15 protein-coding genes and 1 pseudogene are annotated in these 22,815 nt (G+C 58.2%); 9 read left to right on the plus strand and 7 right to left on the minus strand.

The window, feature by feature from the left end:
* Positions 1-806 precede the first annotated feature (806 nt).
* A pseudogene (locus CAG34_RS29285) lies at positions 807-977 on the plus strand (integrase); the annotation flags it as partial.
* A 329-nt stretch (positions 978-1,306) separates the two neighbouring features.
* Here the strand turns inward: CAG34_RS29285 and CAG34_RS22770 are convergent.
* A complete protein-coding gene (locus tag CAG34_RS22770; protein ID WP_143516528.1) occupies positions 1,307-1,813 on the minus strand; it encodes a helix-turn-helix transcriptional regulator in 507 nt (168 codons plus the stop codon).
* Positions 1,814-2,281: 468 nt separating this feature from the next.
* On the opposite strand from CAG34_RS22770, the gene CAG34_RS22775 reads away from it, so the two are divergent.
* From CAG34_RS22775 to CAG34_RS28595, 6 genes are all read left to right on the plus strand, one after another.
* On the plus strand, positions 2,282-3,358 hold the full coding sequence (locus tag CAG34_RS22775; protein ID WP_085592534.1) for a YafY family protein: 1,077 nt from the start codon (positions 2,282-2,284) through the stop codon (positions 3,356-3,358).
* Positions 3,359-3,367: 9 nt separating this feature from the next.
* Entirely contained in the window at positions 3,368-4,783 is a 1,416-nt protein-coding gene (locus CAG34_RS22780) for a hypothetical protein (RefSeq protein WP_085592536.1), read from the plus strand.
* 10 nt (positions 4,784-4,793) lie between these two features.
* On the plus strand, positions 4,794-7,988 hold the full coding sequence (locus CAG34_RS22785; protein WP_085592538.1) for a hypothetical protein: 3,195 nt from the start codon (positions 4,794-4,796) through the stop codon (positions 7,986-7,988).
* Between the two features lie 270 nt (positions 7,989-8,258).
* The gene (locus CAG34_RS22790) at positions 8,259-11,219 is read left to right on the plus strand and encodes an ATP-binding domain-containing protein (RefSeq protein WP_085592540.1); all 2,961 of its coding nucleotides are present in this window, start codon (positions 8,259-8,261) and stop codon (positions 11,217-11,219) included.
* Between the two features lie 25 nt (positions 11,220-11,244).
* Positions 11,245-13,101 carry a DUF262 domain-containing protein gene (locus CAG34_RS22795; RefSeq protein ID WP_085592542.1) on the plus strand — a complete coding sequence of 619 codons (1,857 nt, stop codon included), beginning with the start codon at positions 11,245-11,247 and terminating at the stop codon, positions 13,099-13,101.
* A 699-nt stretch (positions 13,102-13,800) separates the two neighbouring features.
* The gene (locus CAG34_RS28595) at positions 13,801-14,055 is read left to right on the plus strand and encodes a hypothetical protein (protein ID WP_143516529.1); all 255 of its coding nucleotides are present in this window, start codon (positions 13,801-13,803) and stop codon (positions 14,053-14,055) included.
* A 463-nt stretch (positions 14,056-14,518) separates the two neighbouring features.
* Here CAG34_RS28595 and CAG34_RS22800 read toward each other — a convergent pair whose 3' ends face one another.
* Positions 14,519-15,289, minus strand: coding sequence for an NYN domain-containing protein (locus CAG34_RS22800; RefSeq protein WP_085592544.1), 771 nt, complete (start codon positions 15,287-15,289; stop codon positions 14,519-14,521).
* Between the two features lie 633 nt (positions 15,290-15,922).
* Between CAG34_RS22800 and CAG34_RS22805 the strand changes: the two genes are divergently transcribed.
* The gene (locus tag CAG34_RS22805) at positions 15,923-16,150 is read left to right on the plus strand and encodes a hypothetical protein (RefSeq protein WP_015268870.1); all 228 of its coding nucleotides are present in this window, start codon (positions 15,923-15,925) and stop codon (positions 16,148-16,150) included.
* Between the two features lie 501 nt (positions 16,151-16,651).
* Here CAG34_RS22805 and CAG34_RS22810 read toward each other — a convergent pair.
* Positions 16,652-17,929, minus strand: a complete 1,278-nt coding sequence (locus CAG34_RS22810) for a flavohemoglobin expression-modulating QEGLA motif protein (RefSeq protein WP_085592546.1) — start codon at positions 17,927-17,929, stop codon at positions 16,652-16,654.
* A gap of 174 nt (positions 17,930-18,103) precedes the next feature.
* On the opposite strand from CAG34_RS22810, the gene CAG34_RS22815 reads away from it, so the two are divergent.
* On the plus strand, positions 18,104-19,033 hold the full coding sequence (locus CAG34_RS22815; RefSeq protein WP_085592548.1) for a malate dehydrogenase: 930 nt from the start codon (positions 18,104-18,106) through the stop codon (positions 19,031-19,033).
* Positions 19,034-19,092: 59 nt separating this feature from the next.
* On the opposite strand, the gene CAG34_RS22820 is transcribed toward CAG34_RS22815, so the two are convergent.
* The 4 genes from CAG34_RS22820 to glyA all read right to left on the minus strand — a co-directional run bounded on the left by CAG34_RS22820 (position 19,093) and on the right by glyA (position 22,656).
* Positions 19,093-19,410, minus strand: coding sequence for a DNA-binding transcriptional regulator (locus CAG34_RS22820; protein ID WP_075043684.1), 318 nt, complete (start codon positions 19,408-19,410; stop codon positions 19,093-19,095).
* A 1-nt stretch (position 19,411) separates the two neighbouring features.
* The gene (locus CAG34_RS22825) at positions 19,412-19,639 is read right to left on the minus strand and encodes a type II toxin-antitoxin system RelE/ParE family toxin (RefSeq protein ID WP_237140965.1); all 228 of its coding nucleotides are present in this window, start codon (positions 19,637-19,639) and stop codon (positions 19,412-19,414) included.
* A gap of 530 nt (positions 19,640-20,169) precedes the next feature.
* A complete protein-coding gene (locus tag CAG34_RS22830; protein WP_085592550.1) occupies positions 20,170-21,123 on the minus strand; it encodes an arsenic resistance protein in 954 nt (317 codons plus the stop codon).
* A 279-nt stretch (positions 21,124-21,402) separates the two neighbouring features.
* Positions 21,403-22,656, minus strand: coding sequence for a serine hydroxymethyltransferase (glyA, locus tag CAG34_RS22835; RefSeq protein WP_025337620.1), 1,254 nt, complete (start codon positions 22,654-22,656; stop codon positions 21,403-21,405).
* Positions 22,657-22,815: the final 159 nt, after the last annotated feature.

A 22,815-nucleotide genomic window follows, 5' to 3' on the forward strand; every position in this document is an offset into this window, starting at 1 on the left:
ACAAAGCTAAAAGCCACGACGTTGTCCGGGGTTTACCACGGAATTCCACCCATGGATAACCGCTTTTCACGTCCTCAAGGGCGCTTAATTTCGGCCCTTGACCGGGTTTATCCACAGGCGTAGAACTGGCCGTGCAAAGGCTGTCGATGACAGCACCCCAGGTGACCCGAGCCTTAAAGGTCACGCCGCTCCCGCGGTGGTTCAGCCCAAGTACGATTCGCATCCGGCAGCTCGTACGGTCACTACCCATGTGATGGATGCTCTTACACATATAGCGCTCGTGCGCCAGACACACCGTACCTCGCTGCCCTGCAGCAACCTATCCGCTTGGCCGACTATTGCGCCAACCTGTGCCCGTCTCTTTCTGTGGAAAGAGACGGGCACTTCTACCACTGCTGCAGCCCTTATCGCATATGGCTTTGCGGCATTCCCCCTCGTGACAATCGGCGTGACAAACGCCGATGTCACCAGCAACAGCCTTGTAGATGATGGTGCCGCAGACCAGGGAATGGACTGCACCTGACTGACAGTCAGGCATGCCCCGGTCATCGCATTGCTGCTTGCACCAGGCTCAGGATCTTCAGGCACTGGTCTCGTCAGCCAGTGCTGCCTCCACCCGCCCACCGGTAACGGTGCTCAGGAGGCCAGATCATGAGATGCCCTTGCTCCCGGACGTAAGGAGCCGCCAGTCCCGCGTAGAGGACATTCCCCACAGGTCGCAGGGACCTTGATCCCTGATAACACTCAACATTCTTGGCGGGATGACGTGGGGCGAGGATCGGAGAACGGCAGATGAGGTGACCGATATGGCATTGGAGGGTAGACGCGATGGCCGTAATTTCGGCTATGGCAGGCAATTGAGCTACGCAGGGCCGCAGGCGTTGAAAGACATGTTCGGTGGCGGTCATTTCGGTACGGTCAAAGCGCACTGTGATCGGTGGCAAGCATTCGTCAAATGGTGCCGCTCCGAACAGGGGCACTGAATTGCCCCTGGTTTCGTAGAGACCCCCAAGCCAGGTTTAGACATGGGACTTTTTGTATACGAGTACTCGTCCGGCCATGCGTGCGAACACCAACCCGTATTGTTCAAGATTCCGCCGTACGTGTCGGCCAAAGTCATGACGCGTCTTACGTTGCAACGGTGCCCAGGCTGGTTCCCCGATAATCTGCCGAATCGTGAACTCCTGTCCCGGTGGAACTACCGCGATGTTTTGCTTGAGTACTCGCGAAACCTCATCCCACTCGGCGATCTGGATATTCATGGGTTGCCCTTAAGTTGTAATTGTATGTTGATGAGTGCAGTAATTTAGCCGCGAATGATGATTTCGATACGTTCGATGTCCACTCCAAAGGTGATTGCCAAGCCAGCTTTCGCTTCTGCGATGCTCAAACCGCTGACACCATAGGGGAAACTTGACGTTTTGGCGTTGGTCGTTGACTCGGACGGTTCCTGCTGTACCCCGGCACTCATGGTGAATTCGGGATAAAGAATCTCGTTCAGCTTTTTCCATGTGTCGGCACGGGGGCTCGCAAATTCCCCGCAGTCAGATTCTTCATAGCGACGGGGCATCACGCCATGAATATTGGCCTTTCGGGCCAGCTCGGCGCGGCTCAATCCAAGAAGTTCGCGCCTAGCTTTCAGAGCAGCAGGAAAGTCGGGAGAAGTGGGCGAAGGAAGCATGGGGAGCACCTGGGGGTGAGGGGTAATAGCTAAAGTGTATTTTAGGTTGCCCTTGATTTCAAGGGTAATATAGTTTGGGTTTCGTTTTCGCCGCTCTCGGTCCTCAGCAATGCTTTGGACGAGCTTGGTCAATGGCCATCATGTTTTAGTACCGTGATTACAATTCTTCCTCTCCCGAGTCGATCGATTCGGTTACCTGTAGTCAGGCTGACCGTAGTGCCATCCATCAGTGCCTCCTCAAAGCGACTGAGCTGTTTGTCAGCGAGAGTCGGCTATGACCTTGGACACCTCTATGCGACGACACGATTTGTCGCCCCCCCATAACAAGATGCAAAAACCACTAGGAGCTCACTGTCATGAAGAACCTACTTGCCGCCATCGGTTGTGTTGTAGTGCTGAAGAAGGCCTGTGAGCTATACCGCGAATACCAAGACTTGAAGCGTTACAAGGAAGCCCACGCGCCCGAAGGCCCCTGAACGGGTTGCGTACCCATTTGACTTTAGTCATGTGCGATGCTGGTGAAGTGGCATTAAGCCAGCATTTTTATTAGCATCGTGACCAATCTGGCATCAGCGACTGATGCACAACAAGGAAGCCTCCATGTCTCAAGCGAAGGATACGCTGCTCAGGCTGTTCGCCCTGCTGCGCCTGATTCCTACCGAGCCACAGCGTATCGCCAGCACCACACTGCTCGAAAAGCTGCATGACAAGGGTTTTTCCGTCACGCTGCGCTCCATTCAGCGCGACCTTAATCGGCTGTCCCTGCCGTTCTCATTGCTATGCGACGAGAGCGAATCACCCTTCCGCTGGAGCTTCACGCGCGATGCACCGCTGAAGCTGCAGGACATGGACGCGCCCACCGCGCTCGCCCTCTGCCTGTCCGAAAGCCATCTGACAACCCTGCTGCCACAGACCGTGCTCGACCAGCTCAGTCCGCAATTCCGCCGAGCGCGGAATTTCCTCGGTGATGTGGGCCACAACGGTTTGGCGGACTGGGCGCGTCGCGTCCGTGCGATCCCCAACGGCAAAACCTTGATGCCAGCGTCAATCGCTCCCGAGGTTTGGCGAACGGTCTCCGGCAGCCTGTTGGAACGTCGCCAGATCGAGGTCGCTTACCGCAGCCGCAGCAAAGGTGAGGTGAAGCAACTGGCTCTGCACCCGGTTGGGCTGGTTTCCCGACATGCCATTAGCTACCTGCTCGCATCGGTGGACGGCTACGATGACTTGCGCCAGTTCGCCCTGCACCGGATCCAGTCAATCCGCATGCTGGAAACCGAGAGCAAGGAGCAACCTGACTTCAACATCGACGATTACATCGCCAGGGGCCGCTTCAGCCAACGCCAGGGCGACGAGTGCGTTGAACTGGTTGCGGACATACATCCGCAAATCGCCGAGTTGCTGAGCGAGACACCGCTCAGTGACAAGCAGTCCCTGCACGACCTCCCTGGCCAAGCCTGGAAACGCCTATGCGCCTATGTTCCTCTGGAGAGCGAGACCCTCTGGTGGATCTTCGGCCTCAACGAGAACATCCGCGTCCATGCCCCCCAAGTCTGGGTCGACGAGATCCGTCAGCGCCTGAAATCAATGCAGCAGTTCTATCTGGCCGAGGACGCCCTTGTCGGTGCCGCCTCTCCCCACTCCAGCGTCGGCACTGCCGTCGTTCAGCACAACGCCTGAGGCCTTCTCATGGACAAGCAGGACAGCAAACTTATCAGCCATTCGGTCAGCCTGTGCCCGATCTGGCCCACTCAGGCCTCAGAAAAGATCGGCCGTATGGTCGGCGAAATCAGCCAGGCCAACGACATCATGGCCAAGATCGCTTCCACCGCTCAGAACAAAGCGATCAAGGGCGGGTTCGCGGCGGAAACCTGGCATGCCGAGTCGTTCAACCTGGACGCGATCCTCAAGGACAAGGATGTCCGGGCCTTCACCGATAACTTCGCCAAGACACCGCTGGCGAAGAACGACATGACCCACGACATCGTCATCATGAAGGGCGATACCCAACTGCAGGGCGCACAGCTGAAATATTTCAAGAATGCCGACTCCACGCAGAAGGCGTTTCGCTCCAGCAAGGATGGGGTTCACCGTTACGAGAATGCCGACGTGTTCCTCGGGCCGTCCGACCAGATTGAAGGCATCAAGCTGTCCGCGCACAAGGACATGCTGAAGAATCGCGACACTCGCCCCGAGGTCGCCCGGGCCGCCGAGAAAGTGCATGACAAGGCCGCTGGACGCCTCGACGTCGAGGACGTTCAGTCCACCGGGTTGAGCAAGCGCGATGCCGAGCACGTCGGCGCGGGATCGTCTTCCGGTAAGGCGCTGCACGAGAACATGCAGACGGGCTACCTGAACAAAGCGACGCTCCAGCAAAGTATGCGTGCGGCTGGGTCGGCGGCCATCGTCACCACGGTCATCGCCGGCAGCATCAACACCTTCCAGTACATCCGCCAGGTCAGGGATGGCGAAATCAGCGCCGAACGCGCCACCGTGCTGATCCTTCAGAATACGGCCATCGCCGCTGGCGACAGCGCTTTGAAGGCCGGGGTGGCCTCGGCAAGCGTCAGCATCGCTGCCCGCTCGATGCCCGGCTTGTTCGCCGGCTCAGTGTTCAAGCGCACCTTCGCCAATGGCGGTATTGCCGGGGCGGCCGTCTGCGCGGTGGACGTGGTGCAGAACCTGGTGTTGTTCGCCGCCGGCAAGATCACCGGCGAAGAACTTGAAACCCGCACCGGCAAGGGGTTGCTGCTGACCGGCGCCGGCGTGAGCGGTGCTTCGGTGGGCGCAGCGATTGGCGCCTTGGGCGGCCCTGCGGGTGCGTTGGTGGGCAGCCTCGTCGGTGGCCTGATCACGACGCTGGCGATGAACATTGCCCTGGACAACCACATCGAGAAGAGCTTCCAGCTGACCTTGGTCGCCACGGAACGCGTGCTCAGCAACGGCGTCGCCGTTCATGAAGCCCTGGAATACCTGCAGGTTTCGCAACAGTTCTACGGTGACTTCCACAAGGGCCTGTATCTGTCGGAGAAGCACTTCGCCGCTCAGGTCAAGACTCTGGAAGCGCAAAGCGAACGACTCAGCAACAAGATCAACAATCTTTAAGGCCGGAACCATGAGCGAGACAACGACAGCGCTGCAAGAGCAAATTTTCCATGAGCCGCTGGAGGGGCCCGAACTTGAGGCTGTGACCACAATGGTCAACCGCCACAAAGCCAATGCTGCCCTGACCCAGCAACTGGCTCTGGATGCCTCGCGCATGATTACCAGCAGCCAGGAGCGACTGAACAAACAGTCGGGCGCCGGCTTCTTCAAGCGTTTCGCCAATAGCCTGACCGGCAAGACCAGCGAAAACCAGTTGCTTAACCAAGCCGACACCCTGCAAATGCAGAAGTACGCCTGGCACTACCTCAAGCAGCTGCAACAGCAGAACCTGATCAACGCGCAGAGCATCGCGGTCATCCGCAACAACCTGGGTACGATGAACGATTACATCATCGAGACCCGTGACTTCCTGGAAACCGCCATCGACCGCATCAACAGCCGGTTGAAGACCGTCGAGAACAGCGCCAGTTTCCACAGCTGGTCACTGAACATCGAGGCCAACAAGCGCCGCTTCAAATCCATTCCAGGCAACCTGCTGATCCTGCACCTGACCTATGACTTCCTGCGCGCCCATCGCGACATCGAACTGACCGAGCGCGATGTCAACCATCTCGTGGTTACTCTGGAAAAACTCGGAGTCAACTGTGATGACGAAGTCGAGATGCTGGGGTTCATCATCGAACTGATCGACCAGATCGAGGTCTTTGGCATTGATCGCTACCGCAGCATGATCGAGTTGGCGGTCGATGAAGACCACGTGCTGGACTCGCACTTCATCCAGAAAAACATCTCGGGGCTTGGCTTCAACGCGCTGTACTTCCTCTCGGAGCAGTACGAAAAGCTCATCGACCTCACCGACGATGAGCTGTGCAACAGCGATCTGGCCCGAGAAAAAATCATTTCGCGCTTCTTCGGCAATGAATTTGGCGGGCTCTATACCAATTATGGTGTGCGTGACCTGATCGGCGAAGTCATTGGCGGCAGCCTGGTAGCGCTGGATATCTATAAGGAACAAAACGGTTTTAACGTCAGCGCTGATGCGTCTTTGGATGAGGAACAGCCCGAAACCCTGTCGCTGACCTCCGACCTGCCGGACATCAAGGCCCATAGTTTCCTCGACAAAGCCGATGACGAAGCGCGCCGCACCTACCTGCGCCTATTCGCGCTGTGCTTCGACAATGCGGCCTCGCTGGACGGCACGGGCCAGGAATTCCTGAGCCAGTTGGCCGAACACAGTGGCTGCCCGGAGGTGGTGTCGCAGGTTCTCGGCATCGCCGACAATCCGTTGAAGGAGCGTGAGCACCTGTCAGCGTTGCAAGCGCTGCTCAATGACGATGACAAGGCCTATACATGGCTCATCGACGCCTTCTTCCTCCTGACCCTATGCCGCAAGAAGGTTGAGAACCCGCGTATGCTGCGGATTTTGCTCGCCCTCAAGCCTGGCAACTTCAAGGAAAACCTGCCGCATGTACAGGCGCTGCTCAATGAGGGCGACGAAGCGCAACTGGTGAAGGCGGCGGCAAGCCTGGCCAAGCTGACCCAGGGTTGGAAGAACGTCGTGCGCTATCGCACGTTGCGCTTCGAGCAGTCCTGGATCGCCACGGAGAAGCAGCTCTATGCCGCCTGCATGGATGCCTCCAACATGACCATGGACCTTATGACCGCCACCAGCAAAGCCACAGACTGGTCATCGTTCATGGGTTCGTTCGATGATGGCTTCCTTGGCAAAATGGCAACGGCTGCCGGTAGTGCAGCCTATACCATCGGCCGCAAGTCGGTACTGTCCAGTCTCAACGATATGCGCCGCAAGGCGCAGGACTTCATCGCCGCGAACAGCCCGGCACTGAGTACCGCCAACCGCGTGATCGCCCAGTGGGGCCTGCCACGTATCGAGTTCGAGAACGAGATCTCCTGGTCCGACTACGACCTGGACAACGCGGCGGAGAACGATGACTGGTACCACCAGTTGAACGACTGCGAGCGCCAGATCGACCGGACGCTGACGGCATTTTCCAATGCCTGCTCCGATGCGGATGATCAGCTCGGCTACTTCCGCAAGGGCGATTTCGACAGTTCGGTGGTACTGGCCCGCGTGCGCAAGCGTGAAGAGCAGGAACAGCAGAAGTTGCGCGAGGCGTTGGAAAAACAATCCGTCACCTTTGAACACGACGGTAAGCGACACTTGTTTGCCATCGACTGGCACGACATGGAAAATCCGCCCTGCGACCCAGAAGAGATTCGCCATATCAAGACCGATGGCAAGGTGTGGCTGATTGTGGACAACGACGAACAGTTCTACCGCAGCGAGGACGGCGAGAACTGGCAGGCGGTCAAGCCCAATGTCGACGATGAACGCATCTGGATTCGCCGCCTCGACGTGATTGACGGCACCTGGGTACTGATGGTGGGCTCCGAGGGGTTCTACTACTCCCGTGACGCCCTGAACTGGGAGCGTTCACAGTACCCGGACGTGCGCGACAACTACGTGTTTTCCGCCACTGAAGACCTGGTCTTTTTCAATGGCCAGTGGCTGTGGCGCTTTACCGAGCGCACCGAGTTCGAATACACCGACAAAGGTTTCCTGTTCGACTCGACCAAGACCTCCACCTACTACAAACCGGTGTTCTTCTGCGCCAAGGAACCGAGCGCAGCCTGGGAGCGCTGGGAGAGCCGCCTGAACCTCTCCGAGGGCGAGGAAGTGGAGTACTTGCGTGCCATTCCAGGCACCGCTTGCCTGTTGGCCTTCTGCAAGTACTGCAGCTTCTACACCATGGTGAAGAAGAAGACCAACAGCAGTTCGTCGGTGATGTACAACGTGCAGGGCAAGGGCTGGCGCAACTGCACCTGGCCTGATGACGACCTCACCTTCCACGATCCGGTCGTCACCGCGATGGGCGGCACACTCATGTGCTTCTCTTGGGGCAACCTGCTGACTTCGCAGAAGGGCTACGAATGGAAGCGCCATTCGGACGGGCTCGGTGTCGATACCGGCTACCACCTCGATGACTTGAGTTTATTCCCGTCGCGCAACAATCACCAACGCATCCACGTCAGCCACGACGGGCAGACGTTCAAGGAAATCATGCTGGAGGAGGGTACTTGGAAGTACTTCGCAGCCAACGACCAGGGCGCCCTGTGCCTCTACGCGCCGGACTCCCACGAGACCTACCTGCGCGTCGGTACCTTCGTCCGACAGGTTGTGTGATGAACCCGGCCCGCCCCTAGGGTGTGGCCAGGCGCAAGGCTGCAAAAGCCGGTTCGCCAGCGGTAGGCTCGCTCAGTCCCATCGCTGACGGGCCAGCACCATAGGTCCGTGTGGGCCTGTAACCGACATCATTAGACACGGACCCTCAGTGCTGCAAACTATTGCCCTCAGAAGCCGCCATCGAATACCGCAAACCCTTCTTCAATTCGGATTGGGAAGATAATCATCTTGGGTGTAGACGTTTTCTGCTAAGGATAAGGAATGACAGGTATGGCAACGCAGATTGGTGAAGCATTCTTGCGCAAGGTTGCCCATGAAGAGCTGGAGGTTCTTGAGGGCATTATTGATTACGCCGAGCGGATGATCCGTGAGGGGGATTTGGCTTACCGGAATCTTAAGCGCAACGCCTACGGCAAGGCGCTGGTAATCGAACGAGAGAACGAGGGGGTTGCTACATTCCGTCTGGGTATGGACTCGCTGGTATACCCCAAAGCCAGCTCGGGCTATACCACTCCCCACTCACCGGTGGGCCGCCTTTGCGCTGTGGCAGGGATGGGCTTTGAGAGCATCTCTAAGGCCTGGGGTGAATACCGGGTCACTGAGGCTCGCCAGTTTCGTCGCCATGATTTTGAAGAGCTGGAGCGTCATGCGCGCAACTTTCTGGCGGTGGGGGTAGAGAATGCGAACGGCCAAGGAACGGTCATGGATCTGCGAGCCTTTTTGACAAAGGCTAACTCGACAGACCACCAAATTGCCGGCAAGCAAACCACTGAACCGAGTAAAAAGTCTGCAAGGTCCAATAGCGTAGAGCAGCCTGTCGCCATTGTGCCGCCCATTGGCAAGGAGCTGCTCGTGCCTGCCGAGCGAGCATTTAACGATGCCGGGCCTCCAAACACACCGGTGACAGAGGTTTTTACGCACCTGCCAGACGACGGACAGCCAGCGGACGAGCCACTAGAGCTGACGCCGTCCGTCCCTGCCACGCCTCAGCTGCAGATTCTCGATGATGACGAGGAAGAAGATTCGACACTGTCGATTGCTGATCTCGATGATGTGGAAGATGACGTTGGCGGTGAGCTAATTGAGCGCATGAGCCTGGATGAGCACTTTTTTCTTAATCGAACCCCGAATCAGGACAAGATCATTTCCCGTGCACCGGTTGGGCCAATGTGGGTCGAGGGCGTTGCGGGCTCAGGCAAGACCTCGGCTGCCCTTGGGAGGACCAAGATGCTCTGTGACTTCAACTCGAATGAAGTGACGGATCGTGAGACGTTCCGGTCCATTCTCGGCGACGACTTCGACTACTGGGAGGGCGAGTTTGCTGGCAAGTTTTCTCAGGACGGCAGCGTCGGCTTTGTGCGCACTGGCGAGCTGATCCAGTACCTCAAGGAAACCTGCAGCCGTCTAGGTATGCCCGGTTTGCCGGTGCTTGAGTATCACGAATTGCGCTTCAAGCTGCGCAACTATCGCAATCTGGAGTCTTCGGGGGCTTCTGGTAAGCGCTTCAAACGCAGTAGCGACGAGGGGCATTCTCTGACCACGACGCTGGCCTGGCTCAATGCCGCCCGGCTTGCGCTAGCGCGGGTGATTGCCGCCGACTTGCAGAGCGCGCTAGTTGAGGTCGACAGCGAGCATCTGCGACGGTTTACTGGCCAGCAGCGTAGTCAGTTTGCCGCTGCCCGCCAAGCGCTTGTAGCAAGTGTTGATGAACTGGTGCAAGAGCTGCTCTCGCCTTTGACTGCGGAACGAGCCTTGTATCGGTTGGCGGCCAGATTGTTGGAGAAGATTCAGGCGCTGGCTCAGCGCATTCTTGGTCCGGCAACCAAGAGTATTCATCTGGGGGAGCAAATGGCCTATGGCGAGGGCATTCCGGAACTGGCGCAAAGGCTGGCAGAGTTGCCCGTCGATTTGTTCCAGCAACCCAATCAGGTTTTGGTGCTGTACAGGGCCGGGGCCGAGGGGGCTGAGGCATTGCCCTGTGTATCGAGCAGTCGATACCAATACCTCTCAGCAGATAACCACCCCCTATCCTTCAATGATGCTGTGCAGGCCTCACTGGCGGGCTCGAGCGTCCGCGCTCTGCTGCCATCGATAGTAACTGCTGAAGGGTATGAGGCAAAATTCATGCCGGTCAATGAGCTGTTCATTGCGCTTGGTACGCCCAGGTCCTTGCTCTATCTGGATGGTGAGGGACTGAAGTGGTTGAAGGTCAGCAGTGGGATTGGTAGTCAGGTGCTACCTGGCGAGGACGAGCAGGCGCGAACTTCGGTACGCAAGATATTCCTGCAGACAGCGTTGGATTATCTGGCCAAGCCGCTGAAGAACTTCGCCGGGCTGTATGCGAAAGCGCTGTATGAACATGCCGACATCTTCCCTGATGCGGCCACTGCATGGCAGGTACTGGAGCGTCTTGAAGAGCAACGCTTGTGCGAGACCGATATCGACTTGCTGCTATGCCTGGCTCACGACCTGAGTGCCGGAGTAACAGCCACGCTCCCCACCAGCCTGCGCGAGGCCCCTTTCTATCAGAGCGTATTTGTCGATGAAGTGCAGGACTTTAGCGAGCAGCAGATCTATTTGATGACCTCCCAGGCTGATCCGCGTTATAGCGCGATCACGGTGGTGGGAGACCGTTCGCAGCAGTTGCTGCACAATGAAGAAATACACATTGCGGATTGCTTCCCGATTGGCAAACGCCCAGAGTTTGTGGCGTTGGATGAGAATTTGCGGCAGAAAGGGCAGCCGGATCTAGCCGCGCTGAGTACGGTACTGCGGCAGTTGTTCGAGCGCGGAGCCGATACGGATGTACAGCATCTAGACGCTGACGTTCTGCATGATCAGGTTAGCGAGCAAGGTGCTTACATGATGCGTTGCTTTGCCGAACGTGAAGAAGAGTTCAGGTATCTGTGCGAGGTAATCGCCGCTATCCCTGAAAATCAGTCGGTTGCTGTAGTGTTGCCTGATCAGGTAACCGCTCGGTCCCTGCATGCTTTATGTGAGCAGGAGCTGGAGGGCAGTTTCCGCAAGATGAGCGTATCAGAACAGATCGATCTGTCGAAAAAGTACTTGGTGCACTTCACGTCGGTGCTGCATGTAAAGGGGCTGGAGTTCGATGTTGTGCTGTTGCCAATGATCGACCAGTACGATCTTGGTCAGCCGGTATTCCGCAACCGGTTGTATGTAGGTTGTACGCGAGCGAGACAGCAGTTGCTGATGAGTCGGCTGCGCTAGTAGATAACTAAGGATTGAGTGAACGATGGAAGCCAACAGCCGTCCTCTGCTAAGAATATTCGAACCCACGGTCTGCTACCAGATTCCGCTGTTCCAGCGGCCCTATGTCTGGAAGCGTGAGGATAACTGGCAACCGCTATGGGAGGACTTCGAGCGCCTGCTCGGTGTGGTGCTGGCTGGTGAGAGGTTGCGCCCGCACTTCCTCGGTGCCGTTGTGCTTGAGCAACTGCGCAATGACACCGGTTCTGTGCAGGGCCGCCAGGTCATTGATGGGCAGCAGCGTTTCACCACCTTGCAGCTGCTGCTGATCGCCGCTCGCGACTTGTGCCGCAGCCGGGGTAGCGAGCGCTTTGCCGGGCGCTTTGAGTCAATGGTCTCTAACAGCGACACGATGGTCGATGACCCGTCAGAGGTGCCGAAACTGTTGCCAACCAATGCCGATCGTCACGCCTTTGCCTTGGTACATGGCGCGGGCAGTCCGGATGCGTTATTGCAGCTGGCGAGTAAGAAGGGAGTGGACTTCAGCCACGATCAGGGCATCGTAGGAGCCTACCTGTACTTCTATGGGCAGTTCGAGGAGTGGTTGCGGCCGGAGGCTGCAGAAGCCGAAGAGTCGCCGGAGAAACAGCTGGATGCCCTTTGGGCTGTAGTTCGCAATGGCTTGCAGTTGGTGGTGATCGATCTCGGCGAAGACGACGAATCGCAAGTGATCTTTGAGACGCTCAATGCACGTGGCACGCAGTTGCTGCCGGCGGACTTGATCAAGAACTTTCTATTCCGGCGTGCTCAAAGCGAAGGCTGTGATATCGATACGCTGTACGAAGAGCATTGGGCAGAGTTCGATGGAGAGTTTTGGCGCCAAGAGGTCAAGCAGGGACGGGAAAACCGTCCGCGCATTGACATCTTCATCCGCCATTTTCTAACCCTGGCGATGCGCCGCGATATTCGTGTTGGTCACATCTTCAACGAATATAAGAATTACGTGCAGTACACGGCCGACTGGAGCTCTTGCTTCATAGACCAGGCCTACACAGCCAGTGAGCATATGGCGCTGCTCAAGACCTATGCCGAGCATTTTCGGCAGTTCTCTTCGCCTGCGACAGGATCTCGTCTAGCTCGTTTTCTGGCGCGCCTCGTGGTGATCGATACTTCGACGGTTTATCCGCTGCTACTGCTATGTAGTCAGCGACTGCGGCCGCAGCAGCAAACCGAGTTCGAGGCGATCCTGACGGTAATTGAGTCTTATCTGTTCCGTCGGATGATCTGTAGCCTGACCACCAAAAATTACAACCGACTATTCCTTGATCTGATTCGTCATCTCGAGCGTGAAAAGCACATCACCGCTCAGGTGGTTGGCGCGTTCCTTCTCTCCAGCGAAGGGGAAAGTGTGCGCTTCCCGAAAGATGGCGAGCTGGGCAAGGCGTTACTCGATTACCCACTGTACCAGTGGTGGCCGCAATACCGTGTGCGGGCGGTGCTCAAAGCCTTAGAGGGGGCACTGGCGCATGCTAAAAGCGAGGCTGTCAGCTTGCCGAAGGGGTTGACCATCGAGCACATTCTGCCTGTGAAGTGGCAGGAGCACTGGCCACTGCCCGCAGAGGTGCAGAATGATCCCCAAGCTAAGGTGGAATTCAGCCAGCGTCGTGATCGAATCAAGCATACGCTGGGCAATCTGACACTGGTGACCAGCAGCCTGAACCCTGCACTGTCCAACTGCGCTTGGCTAGCCAAGAAGCCGGAACTCTTGAAGTGGAGCAAGCTGAACCTCAGCCGTGCCTTGCATGACCATGAAGAATGGTCGGAGCCGGAAATTCTCGCTAGGGGAGCGTCGCTGGCCAAGTCTGCGATTCAGATCTGGCCATATCCGGATGTTGACCAGTAGCAACTGGAGTGGAAGCATCTTAAGCAACGTGCGTTCGGAGTTACGTTAGTGAGGGCAGCTGCTAGCCGAATGCTGCCTCTCGCGAACGACAGCAACCGGCGCAAAAGCAGGCGCTCAAAGCATCTAAGAAAGCAGGGACGGCTCACTTCCCTCTCATTGCCTAGATATCCGGCCCAGTGATTTCGATACTTTCCGACGCGGAAGCTGACTCGTTGTCTAACCCCAGACTGCAAGCTAGTCTGAGATCAGGCCAGCATGCTGGCAACTATAGTTAAGCCTCACAGGGGAATATTCATGCAAGGGGAAGAATTGAGAGCCCTGCTAGATGCAGATCCGCATGCCGTCCGCTTAAAACAGGACAATAACGAATACCTGGTGAGCTACCGCTTTGACACAGGCGCCGAGGTGGCGTTTGACCCTCGTACCACCACGAAGTGCTCTGTTTTCGTCAGCAAACTCCCCGAGCGTATGAAGGCCCGCCTCGGCAAAATCACGCGCTATCCACCTGAAAGCCCCTCGACTGCACTTGCCCGGGTCTCTCCTCAACTCGCAGGCGAACGACAACTATTTAAGATAGACCTACCCTCGTCTGATTCCGCTCGTGACCTACTGACGTGGATCAGGTGGGCCTGAGACCTAACAATTCATTCAGGTCGACGCCGCTTACCGCGGCCGGTATATGTCTTTGGAGTGAATGAAATGAAGTCTTTCTTAGCTTGTTGTTATGCAGCCTTCTTTACTACTGTATCGCTCCCAGCATTTGCTGGAGATACAGCAAGTAAATTTCAGAGAATGGTTGGCTGGACGATAGCTGCGGTTACTCAGGTGGAAGATGAATTTGAAGGCTGCGATTTCGACAAGGTAATTAAATTCATGAGCGGAATAGCGCTTACTTGCTCAGCCTATGGATGTTTATATGCGTTCATGCCCTTTTCCGTCATTTTCACGAAATAGGGAAAATATGAAGGTCGAAACGTCCATAGCGTGAAGGTGCTTATTGGTGATGATTTTTATGATATGCAGCCAGTACTCGAGTAAACTGGGATTTAACTGATTGCTCTAATATACATTGGCCGCAAAAAGTGGCCTCCACCGGATAGCCTTCGCTGCGCTTCGGCAGCCGTTTAGCAAATCGTTAGATTTCTCGGCAGGCCGACTTGAAGGGCAGCTATTGGCCGTTAGCTGTCCTCCGCGAAGGGCAGCTATGGGTCGTTTCTGCCGTTCCTTACGTACCATTTGAAGTGGGTGGGAGGAGCCTCCGCAATTCCCGATTCGATTCCACTGAAATCCATAACTAGCTGATTTTTTATAGATACCCTATGAGGTACACCAAAAAATCCACCAAATTCCAGTGCCGCGAAAACTGTGCCCTCACGACCAATAACCGTCCGTCTGTCTCCGTAGCCGAAGCACGAATTCATGATACGGATACTTCAGTTTGGGAGTGCGTTGCCGGGGTCGATTTCCGAGCAGCTTTGATGTACATCGCCGTTCCACCTTGCCGCATATCGATCTCGAACAGCTCTGAGGTTCGGATGAGATCGCTAAGCGTCCGATGCCCGTAGTTCACGGCTGAAAACGAGCTGTTGTTGCGGATAAAATTACCGACCTGGCTGAGGCGCGACCAACCTGTGTCATCTGCGGTCTTCTCAGCAGCCGTTCTCAGCAAGCGCACTAGCGCCGTGTCACTGCGTAGCTCGTTTCGGGTGCGTTTACTGCATTTCGCTTCGCCTTCAACAACTTTCTCCTGATCATCGCCAAGCAGGTTCTCTGTGTAGATAAACTGCGAGCAGGCATCTACAAAAGGCTTCGGCGTCTTCTTCTCCCCAAAGCCGTAGACCGGCAAGCCGCTTTCCAGCAGCCGAAGCACCAACGGTGTGAAATCGCTGTCGCTTGTCATGAGTGCAAAGGCATCGACGTTTTTGCTGTATAGCAAATCCATTGCATCAATGATCATCGCTGAGTCAGTGGCATTCTTGCCCTTGGTGAAAGCGAATTGCTGCATGGGGCGGATGGCGAACGGGTGGATCTTCTCGACCCAGCCAGCGAGGAGAGGAGAACTCCAGTTCCCGTGTGCATGCCTGATGTTGACCATGCCGTACTTGGCCAACTCATCGAGCACGCCCCCTATGGATGCATGGCTCACATTGTCGCAGTCAATCAGCAGTGCTATCCGTTTCGACTCCACGGTGTACCCCGGTCAGTCCCTGTGTAACCAAACTCTAGCTCAACTGCCCTGGCAGCACTTTCAATGTTCATATCGTGCACCTCATCTCACCTTGGGGATTTCAGCTGAGCCTAGTTCGCTGCATTCGAAGTTTGAATGGGGATTTTGATGCAGCTGATCGGATGTGGATTTATGGTTGCGTTCAACGCTGTTCGCACATAATTCAGAGACGTTTCCTACAGCTTTGACGCTTGCTTGGCCGAGATACATGAGGCTAAATTTCCTCCGTCGCGGAAAATTCCGTGACCGGGCGTAGGAACCCGTTGGTAAACTTGGCGCACGCACTAGGCGCCCCTGCACCACAGCTGGCGCTTTTTTTGTGCCTGCCGTGCTGTGTCATGGCGGCTGTGTGTGGGCAGGCTTCGGCCTGGCCGGGTTTCCAAGTTTCCCGGTATTCCTACCCCATACACAGCTGCCACCCAATCCCGTAGGAAGGATCGTGGCAGCTCCAACTAAAACTTGGAGTGTCATGCATGCTTATCTCAAGTCCATCCAGGATCCTCGCATTCGTTCTCCACCGTCGTTCCTCGACGGCCCTCAGCGATCTCACCTCCAGTCAATCTCGCTCCGTCTCTGCAGCCAGGGAGGTGCACCATGACTGACCAAGAACGCCTATCCACCATCCAAAGCTACGCCTGGACCCTCGAACTGCTAGGCGAAGCCCTGGTTCAGCACGACGAAATGCTGGAGTGCGAACACAACCCGCACCTGAGCTTTCGCAACACTGCCGGTATCCATCAGGCGATCCGGATCATCAGCCGTTTGGCCAGTGAGCAGTGTGGGAAGGTGATGGAGCGAAACGGGCAGGATCCTGTTAGTTAGGCAGGATCATTGATGAGCGGCGGGGCCAGATATAACCATTGCGGCTGGCCCTCTGCTCAAGGCCGCCTGGTGGTTTATTTCTGTCGGGTAGGGTTATGGGGCTGCTGCGCAGCCCATCGCAGGCAAGCCAGCTCCTACAGGGGGCGCGTTAATTCATGGATATGTGTTTTACCTGTGGCAGGGTGCAGGTGGTGGGGTGGATGGCGCTGGTACCTGGGCACGACAAGCTGGCTGACCTGAAGAAAGTGGATTTTGTGGTTTGGCGGATCCGAGGCTGGCGGATCGTTCTGGCCCAGGTGCGGGTTGGCCTTTTGCTTGGGCCGGAAGTATGTCAGATGCGTTGTTGGGGCTGCTGCGCAGCCCATCGCGACGCAAGGCCGCTCCTACAAGTACGGCGTGATTTTTGAATACTGGTCATGGCAAGTGGCGGTGGGGGATGGCACGGGCTTCGCCCGTGTTCGCGAGTGAACTCGCTCCTACAGGAGTAGTGATGGCTTCAGGTCATTGGGCACTGGCGTCCGCTTCGTGCTCGTCGGCAAAGGCCATGAACATCTGCAGGTCGAGCACATCCAGTCTGATCTGGGCGATGAAGGCCGAGAAGGCCAGGTTGGCGGCGAGGCGGCGCATGTCGCTGGCCCAGGCTGGTACATAGGTCGGCGCTCGGAGCCAGCCAGACTCGAACAGTGGCGCAAGGCGCACGGTATCGGCCAGGCTCAGGCGCCCTGCAAACAGGTGGCCCACCAGCTCCGGGCGGTTGTCACGGATCGCCACGCGCAGCAGGGTATGCACGCCCAGCAAGCCGGTCAGGTAGGCGGCGTCCTTGGTAAAGGCCGAGCCACCACGCAGCTCGGCACCGCGGAAAATCCGTTGGGTGGAGCGGAAGGACTCTTCCGGCGACTGGCCGGCTTGCAGAAAACCTTCGAATACCTGGATGAAATCCGCGCCATCCAGAGCCTGCTGCACCGCGAGCACGCGCAGGGCAACACGGCGCAAGCGGTTGATGTCCATGCTGCCAGTGAACAACTCGGCCAGCGTGGCAATGCCCTCCTGGGTCTGGGTGGTGCGCGGCGCACCAAGGCCCAGGCACTTGAGGTTGGGCTGGTTGGCGCCATTCTGTGCGGTGGCCACATGCACGAAGGCTTCGTGCTGCAACAGTTGCTGCTTGTCCAGTTCGCTGAACAGGGCACTGGCACGCAACCGGATGCGGCTGCTCCCGGCGATCGCCTTGGCGGCCAGGGCCGGGTCCAGCACGATCTTGACCCGGCCGGCACCGAAAAAGCGGTCCAACTCTGGCTGCATCCAGGCGGCGAAATCCTCGGCCGGGATGTCGGCCTCGCTCGGCGGAATCTGGTCACCGCCGAGCAGGGCGTCGGTGGTCGTGAGGAAGAAACGGGCCGCGTCGAGCATGGTCAGTTTCTGCTTGGGGTAGAAAAAGTCCGGGCGGCGGTACAGCGCCGAGGAATATCGAGTAAATGCGGGCGTGCCGATGGCCCCCAGCATGCGCCCGGCAGTGGCGTAGCTACGCGCTGTTGTGGCCAGGAAGTGCCCAGCCGGGTGCCCCTGATCGCACTGCCCGATAAAAGCCTCCAGTGCGGCAATGTCGGTGCTGTGGTCGCGTGGTTGCAGCGCCACCTTGGGTAACTGCGCCTTGCCGGTGCGCCATTGCCTCAGGAATTCCTCTTCGACGCCGTCCGGCCAGGCCAGTGCCTCGAGCACGCGGATTTTGCGAGTCAGCCCTGGCAATGCGGAATCGAGTTCGGGCAGCGAGGCAGCACTCATGGAGGTGTCCTTGGGAGACCAGCTTTGATCGCAACAGCATAGTTGTTGCCGACCCGCTGCGCGGTAGCAGCGAGAGCCTCACATCACCTTCGAGTGGCCTTTTCGCCTCAGCGGGCAATACTTCTGTGTATTGCAGGCGTGTTCCTGGTGGCGCGCGCCGCTGGGAGGTGTCATGTGAACAAACTGACAATCGTGGGTGCCGGCATGGTCGGCGAGGCGGCGGCGCAGATCATCGCCCGGCAAGAGTTGTGCCGTGAGCTGGTGTTGATGGATGTGCAGGGTGAGTTGGCCCAGGGCAAGGCGTTGGACGTGTGGCAGGCGGCAGTCGAGTCGGGTTCCGATACCCGGGTTCACGGCGGGGCCAAGGCTGACATGCTGGACGGGTCTGAGCTGGTGGTCATTACTGCAGGCGTGCCGCGCAAGCCTGGGCAGTCGCGTCAGGACGTGCTGAGCATCAACCTGCCGATTATCGATAGCATCATGAAGGACATCAAACAGCATGCGCCAACGGCGACGGTGCTGGTGGTGTCGAACCCGGTCGATGTGCTCACCTATCGCGCCTGGAGCCTTAGCGGGCAGGGGCGCAGCAAGGTGTTCGGCCAGGCGGGGGTGCTGGATACTGCGCGCATGAAGTGTTTCATCGCCGAGCAGACCGGGTTTTCTGCCCGGGATATCACGGCGCTGGTCCTGGGCGGGCATGGCGACAGCATGGTGCCGCTGATGCGCTATTGCCAGATCGGCTCGGTGCCGCTGTCGCACTTCCTTTCCAGCGAGCAGATCGAGCAGATCGTCGACCGCACCCGCAAGGGTGGTGGCGAGATCCTGGGGCTGAAGAAGCTGGGTAGCGCCTGCGATGCGCCGGGCGTGGCGATTGCGCAGATGGTGGATGCGATCGCCAATGGGCGAAACCGCATCTTGCCGGCGGTGGCGATTCTGGAGGGCGAGTACGGGCGAACGGATATCGCCATGGGTGTGCCCTGTGTGCTGGCAGGGGAGGGGCTGACGCGGGTGATCGAGTTGCCGCTGGATACGCAGGAGCAGGAGATGTTCGACCATTCTGCAGATCAGGTGGCGCGGGATATTGCTGAGATGAAGGCGCTGTGAATGGGGAAATGCTTGATCGCCGACGCGCAGCCGGCGATCAAGCCCAATTGGACCTGTGGTCAGATCGCGGCCAGCTCCAGTGACAGCTCAGGATGCTTGAGGATCAGGCGCATCAGGCACAACACACCGCCTGGCGGCACGAAGCGACCTTGCTCCCAGTCACGCAGCGTCGCGACCGGTGTTGCAATACGCTCGGCGAATGATGCCTGGGTTAGCCCACAGCGTTCGCGGGCCTGGCGAACCAGAATCTGCTCCGGCGTGGTTACTCGCCCAGCGCCAATCTTGGCTTCCTTGAGCGCTTGGCGCAGGTCAGGCAATGGCTCACCCGCATCAGCCTCAATGGCCTTGGCAACACTTTCTATATCGATGTCACGCATTTCACACCACCTTGCTGATTTCAGCGGGGCTCATGTTGGCACGTTCAGCCTTCGCATAAACCGTAAGCAACAGCACAATTTCATCTTCATTCAGGTTGAAGTAGATCACCCGTGTGCCACCGGACTTACCAGAGCCTGCGCGGGTCCATCGAACTTTTCGTGCGCCGTCCGCACCGGGTACTACATCCCCCGCGAGCGGATTGACCGCAATCCAGTCGATGAAAGCCACGCGTTCTTCGTCAGACCACAATTTGGCAGCGGCTCTTTGGAACGTAGGCGTTTCAATTACTGTATGCATATGAATGTACGGGATTCCCTTATAGCATGCAACGTTGAATACGGATGCTCAAAGGGCGGAACGGCGATGGGATGAACGCTGTAGCGTGCCAGGTCAACCCTGGCGCCAGCCACTGAACCCGCTCCCTGAGCTCATCGAGCACATGCTGCATGCGCTCGTCCGGATCATTCTCCAGACTTGGTAGCAGGGAGGCCTTGTCGGTTGATTTGCCGGATATGTCCGAAGTGGCGTTCGAGCAGATTTCTACTCGGGCGTTTGAGTGATCATTCGCCTCGCTGTGGCGAAGTGAGGCTTCGACTTCTGGGATCTTGGGGCCGCGTCGCGGCCCTTTCGCGACACAAGGTCGCTCCCACAGGTACAGCGACAACCTCGAGATCAGCGCTGCACCTGTGGGAGCTGGCTTGCCGGCGATGAGGCCAGCGCAGGCAGCACAGACTGTTGCTCTGGCGCGCGCTGACGGTTCAGCGTACCAGCAGCGGCACTGCCCGCACGTAAACCAGTTCACACACCAGCTCCACCAGCGTCTGGGTAATCACCGCAGCGGCGGCCAGCCCGCGCATTTCTTCGGGCAGCGCCAGCGCCAACGGCAACACCACCAGCGAGTTGCGCGTGGCGGCGCTGAAGGTTACCGAGCGTGCCTCGGTCACCGGCAAGCGCAGCAAGCGCGCCGCAACAAACCCAAGCACCGGCGCCAACAGCATGAAGCCGATGTACACCGGAATCACCGGCAGCAAACGGTCGAAATCACGCAGTACCACGGCAATCTGCGAGGCGATCACTACCACCAGTACCAGGGCCATGGCGGGTACCGGCATCCACGCCCAGGCGTCGCTCCAGGTCGAGACAGTGCGCGAGCGACGGGCGCCGGCGCTGGTGAGCACGGCAAGCGCCATAGGCAGCACGATCAGCAGCACGAAGGCTTCCAGGAATGGGGTGATGGAGATGGCCACATTGCTGCTGTCACCCAGCATCAGGGCCAGGTAGAGCGGCAGCAGCGCCAGCTGCACCAACAGTAGCACGGGGGTGGCGGCCAAGGTCAGGCGGGAGTCGCCTTTGCCGATGTGGGTGAACACCACCACGTAGTCGATGCACGGCGTCAGCAGCACCAGCAAGGCGCCGACGAGTATCGCCGGGTGTGCCACCAGCCCTCGGGTGATGGCCCATACCAGCAGCGGCACGAAGATGAAGTTGGCCAGCAGCAAGGCGCTGATGAAGCGGCGGTTGCTCAGGCCTTGGCGCAGGTCGAGGAAAGGGATCTGCAGGAACATCGCGTACATCAGCACGGCGATGGCGGGGGTGACCAGGACTTCCATGTGGCGCGCAGTGTCGCTGGCCAGCACGCCGAACGCGACGGCGGCCAGCACGGCGACGAAGTAGATCGGGACCTGGTGGGTTTCGAGTTGCTCTCTGGTCAAGGTACGGCCTGTGCTCGGTGGTATGGAGGAGGCACAGGGTAATACCTGCTGCCAGTAGGGGGCGCGGTTTTTTGTGGGAGCGGCCTTGTGTCGCGAAAAGGACCGCAAAGCGGTCCCGGCGATCTCGATGGTGAAGTTGCAATCGTGGGGCCGCTGCGCGCCCCTTTCGCGACACAAGGCCGCTCCCACAATGACCGCATCGACTTCAAGTCATGCCGCCTGAGTCAAACGAAAAAGCCCGGCACTAGGCCGGGCTTTTTCCTGTCAGGCAATCGCCAATCAGTTGCCGTAAACCGGCAGCTTCTTGCAGATGGCCTTGACCTTCTCACGCACGGCGTCGATCACCGCTTCGTTGTTCAGGTCAGCCAGGATGTCGCAGATCCAGCCAGCCAGCTCGCGGCACTCGGCTTCCTTGAAACCACGGGTGGTAACGGCTGGGGTGCCGAAACGCAGGCCCGAGGTGACGAACGGGGAACGTGGGTCGTTCGGTACCGAGTTCTTGTTGACGGTGATGAAGGCTTTGCCCAGGGCGGCGTCAGCGTCCTTGCCGGAGATTTCCTGCTTGATCAGCGACAGCAGGAACAGGTGGTTCTGGGTGCCACCGGAAACCACGTCGAAACCACGCTCGATGAACACGCTGGCCATGGCCTGGGCGTTCTTCACTACCTGCTGCTGGTAAGCCTTGAACTCAGGCTGCAGGGCTTCCTTGAAGCAGATGGCCTTGGCAGCGATGACGTGCTCCAGCGGGCCACCCTGGGCGCCAGGGAATACGGCAGAGTTCAGCTTCTTCTCGATCTCTTCGTTCTTGCGAGCGAGGATCAGGCCGCCGCGCGGGCCGCGCAGGGTCTTGTGGGTGGTGGTGGTGACCACGTCGGCGAACGGAACTGGGTTCGGGTACACGCCAGCAGCAACCAGGCCGGCAACGTGGGCCATGTCGACGAACAGGTAGGCACCGACCTTGTCGGCGATGGCGCGGAAGCGGGCGAAGTCCAGCACCTGCGAGTAGGCCGAGAAGCCGGCAACGATCATCTTCGGCTTGTGCTCGACAGCCAGGCGCTCGACTTCGTCGTAGTCGATCAGGCCGTTGCCGTCGATGCCGTACTGGATGGCGTTGTACAGCTTGCCCGAGGAGCTTACCGAAGCACCGTGGGTCAGGTGGCCACCGTGGGCCAGGCTCATGCCCAGGATGGTGTCACCGGCCGACAGCAGGGCCAGGTAGACGGCGGCGTTGGCCTGGGAGCCGGCGTGCGGCTGGACGTTGGCGTAGTCGGCGCCGAACAGTTCCTTGGCACGGTCGATGGCCAGCTGCTCGACGACGTCGACGTACTCGCAACCACCGTAGTAGCGCTTGCCCGGGTAGCCTTCGGCGTACTTGTTGGTCAGGACCGAGCCCTGGGCCTCCATGACTGCCGGGCTGGTGTAGTTTTCCGAAGCGATCAGCTCGATATGCTCTTCCTGGCGCAGAGCTTCTTGCTGCATGGCTTCGAAGAGCTCGGCGTCGTACTTGGCAATGGTCAAATCACGGCTGAACATGGCGGTCCTCAAGGATCGGGGTGAATTGGGGGGGCATTCTAACCGATTGATTCGCGGCTGGCATATGAAGTGGCATCAAGTCGCGGACCAATGGGCTTCATGTTGCATCCCGCGCCGTGTCTGGGCTGGGCGGGGGTTGGAGTTGACTCGCAGGTCCGT

The organism is Pseudomonas sp. B14(2017), from assembly GCF_002113255.1.
Lineage (GTDB): Bacteria > Pseudomonadota > Gammaproteobacteria > Pseudomonadales > Pseudomonadaceae > Aquipseudomonas > Aquipseudomonas putida_Z.

Bases quoted from the DNA above. Each gene is read 5' to 3' on its own strand.
- CAG34_RS22780 (WP_085592536.1), top strand. From the start codon at position 3,368: ATGGACAAGCAGGACAGCAAACTTATCAGCCATTCGGTCAGCCTGTGC.
- CAG34_RS22785 (WP_085592538.1), top strand. From the start codon at position 4,794: ATGAGCGAGACAACGACAGCGCTGCAAGAGCAAATTTTCCATGAGCCG.
- CAG34_RS22810 (WP_085592546.1), bottom strand. From the start codon at position 17,929: ATGAGTGCTGCCTCGCTGCCCGAACTCGATTCCGCATTGCCAGGGCTG.
- CAG34_RS22795 (WP_085592542.1), top strand. From the start codon at position 11,245: ATGGAAGCCAACAGCCGTCCTCTGCTAAGAATATTCGAACCCACGGTC.
- CAG34_RS22790 (WP_085592540.1), top strand. From the start codon at position 8,259: ATGGCAACGCAGATTGGTGAAGCATTCTTGCGCAAGGTTGCCCATGAA.
- CAG34_RS22820 (WP_075043684.1), bottom strand. From the start codon at position 19,410: ATGCGTGACATCGATATAGAAAGTGTTGCCAAGGCCATTGAGGCTGAT.
- CAG34_RS28595 (WP_143516529.1), top strand. From the start codon at position 13,801: ATGAAGTCTTTCTTAGCTTGTTGTTATGCAGCCTTCTTTACTACTGTA.
- CAG34_RS22805 (WP_015268870.1), top strand. From the start codon at position 15,923: ATGACTGACCAAGAACGCCTATCCACCATCCAAAGCTACGCCTGGACC.
- glyA (WP_025337620.1), bottom strand. From the start codon at position 22,656: ATGTTCAGCCGTGATTTGACCATTGCCAAGTACGACGCCGAGCTCTTC.
- CAG34_RS22775 (WP_085592534.1), top strand. From the start codon at position 2,282: ATGTCTCAAGCGAAGGATACGCTGCTCAGGCTGTTCGCCCTGCTGCGC.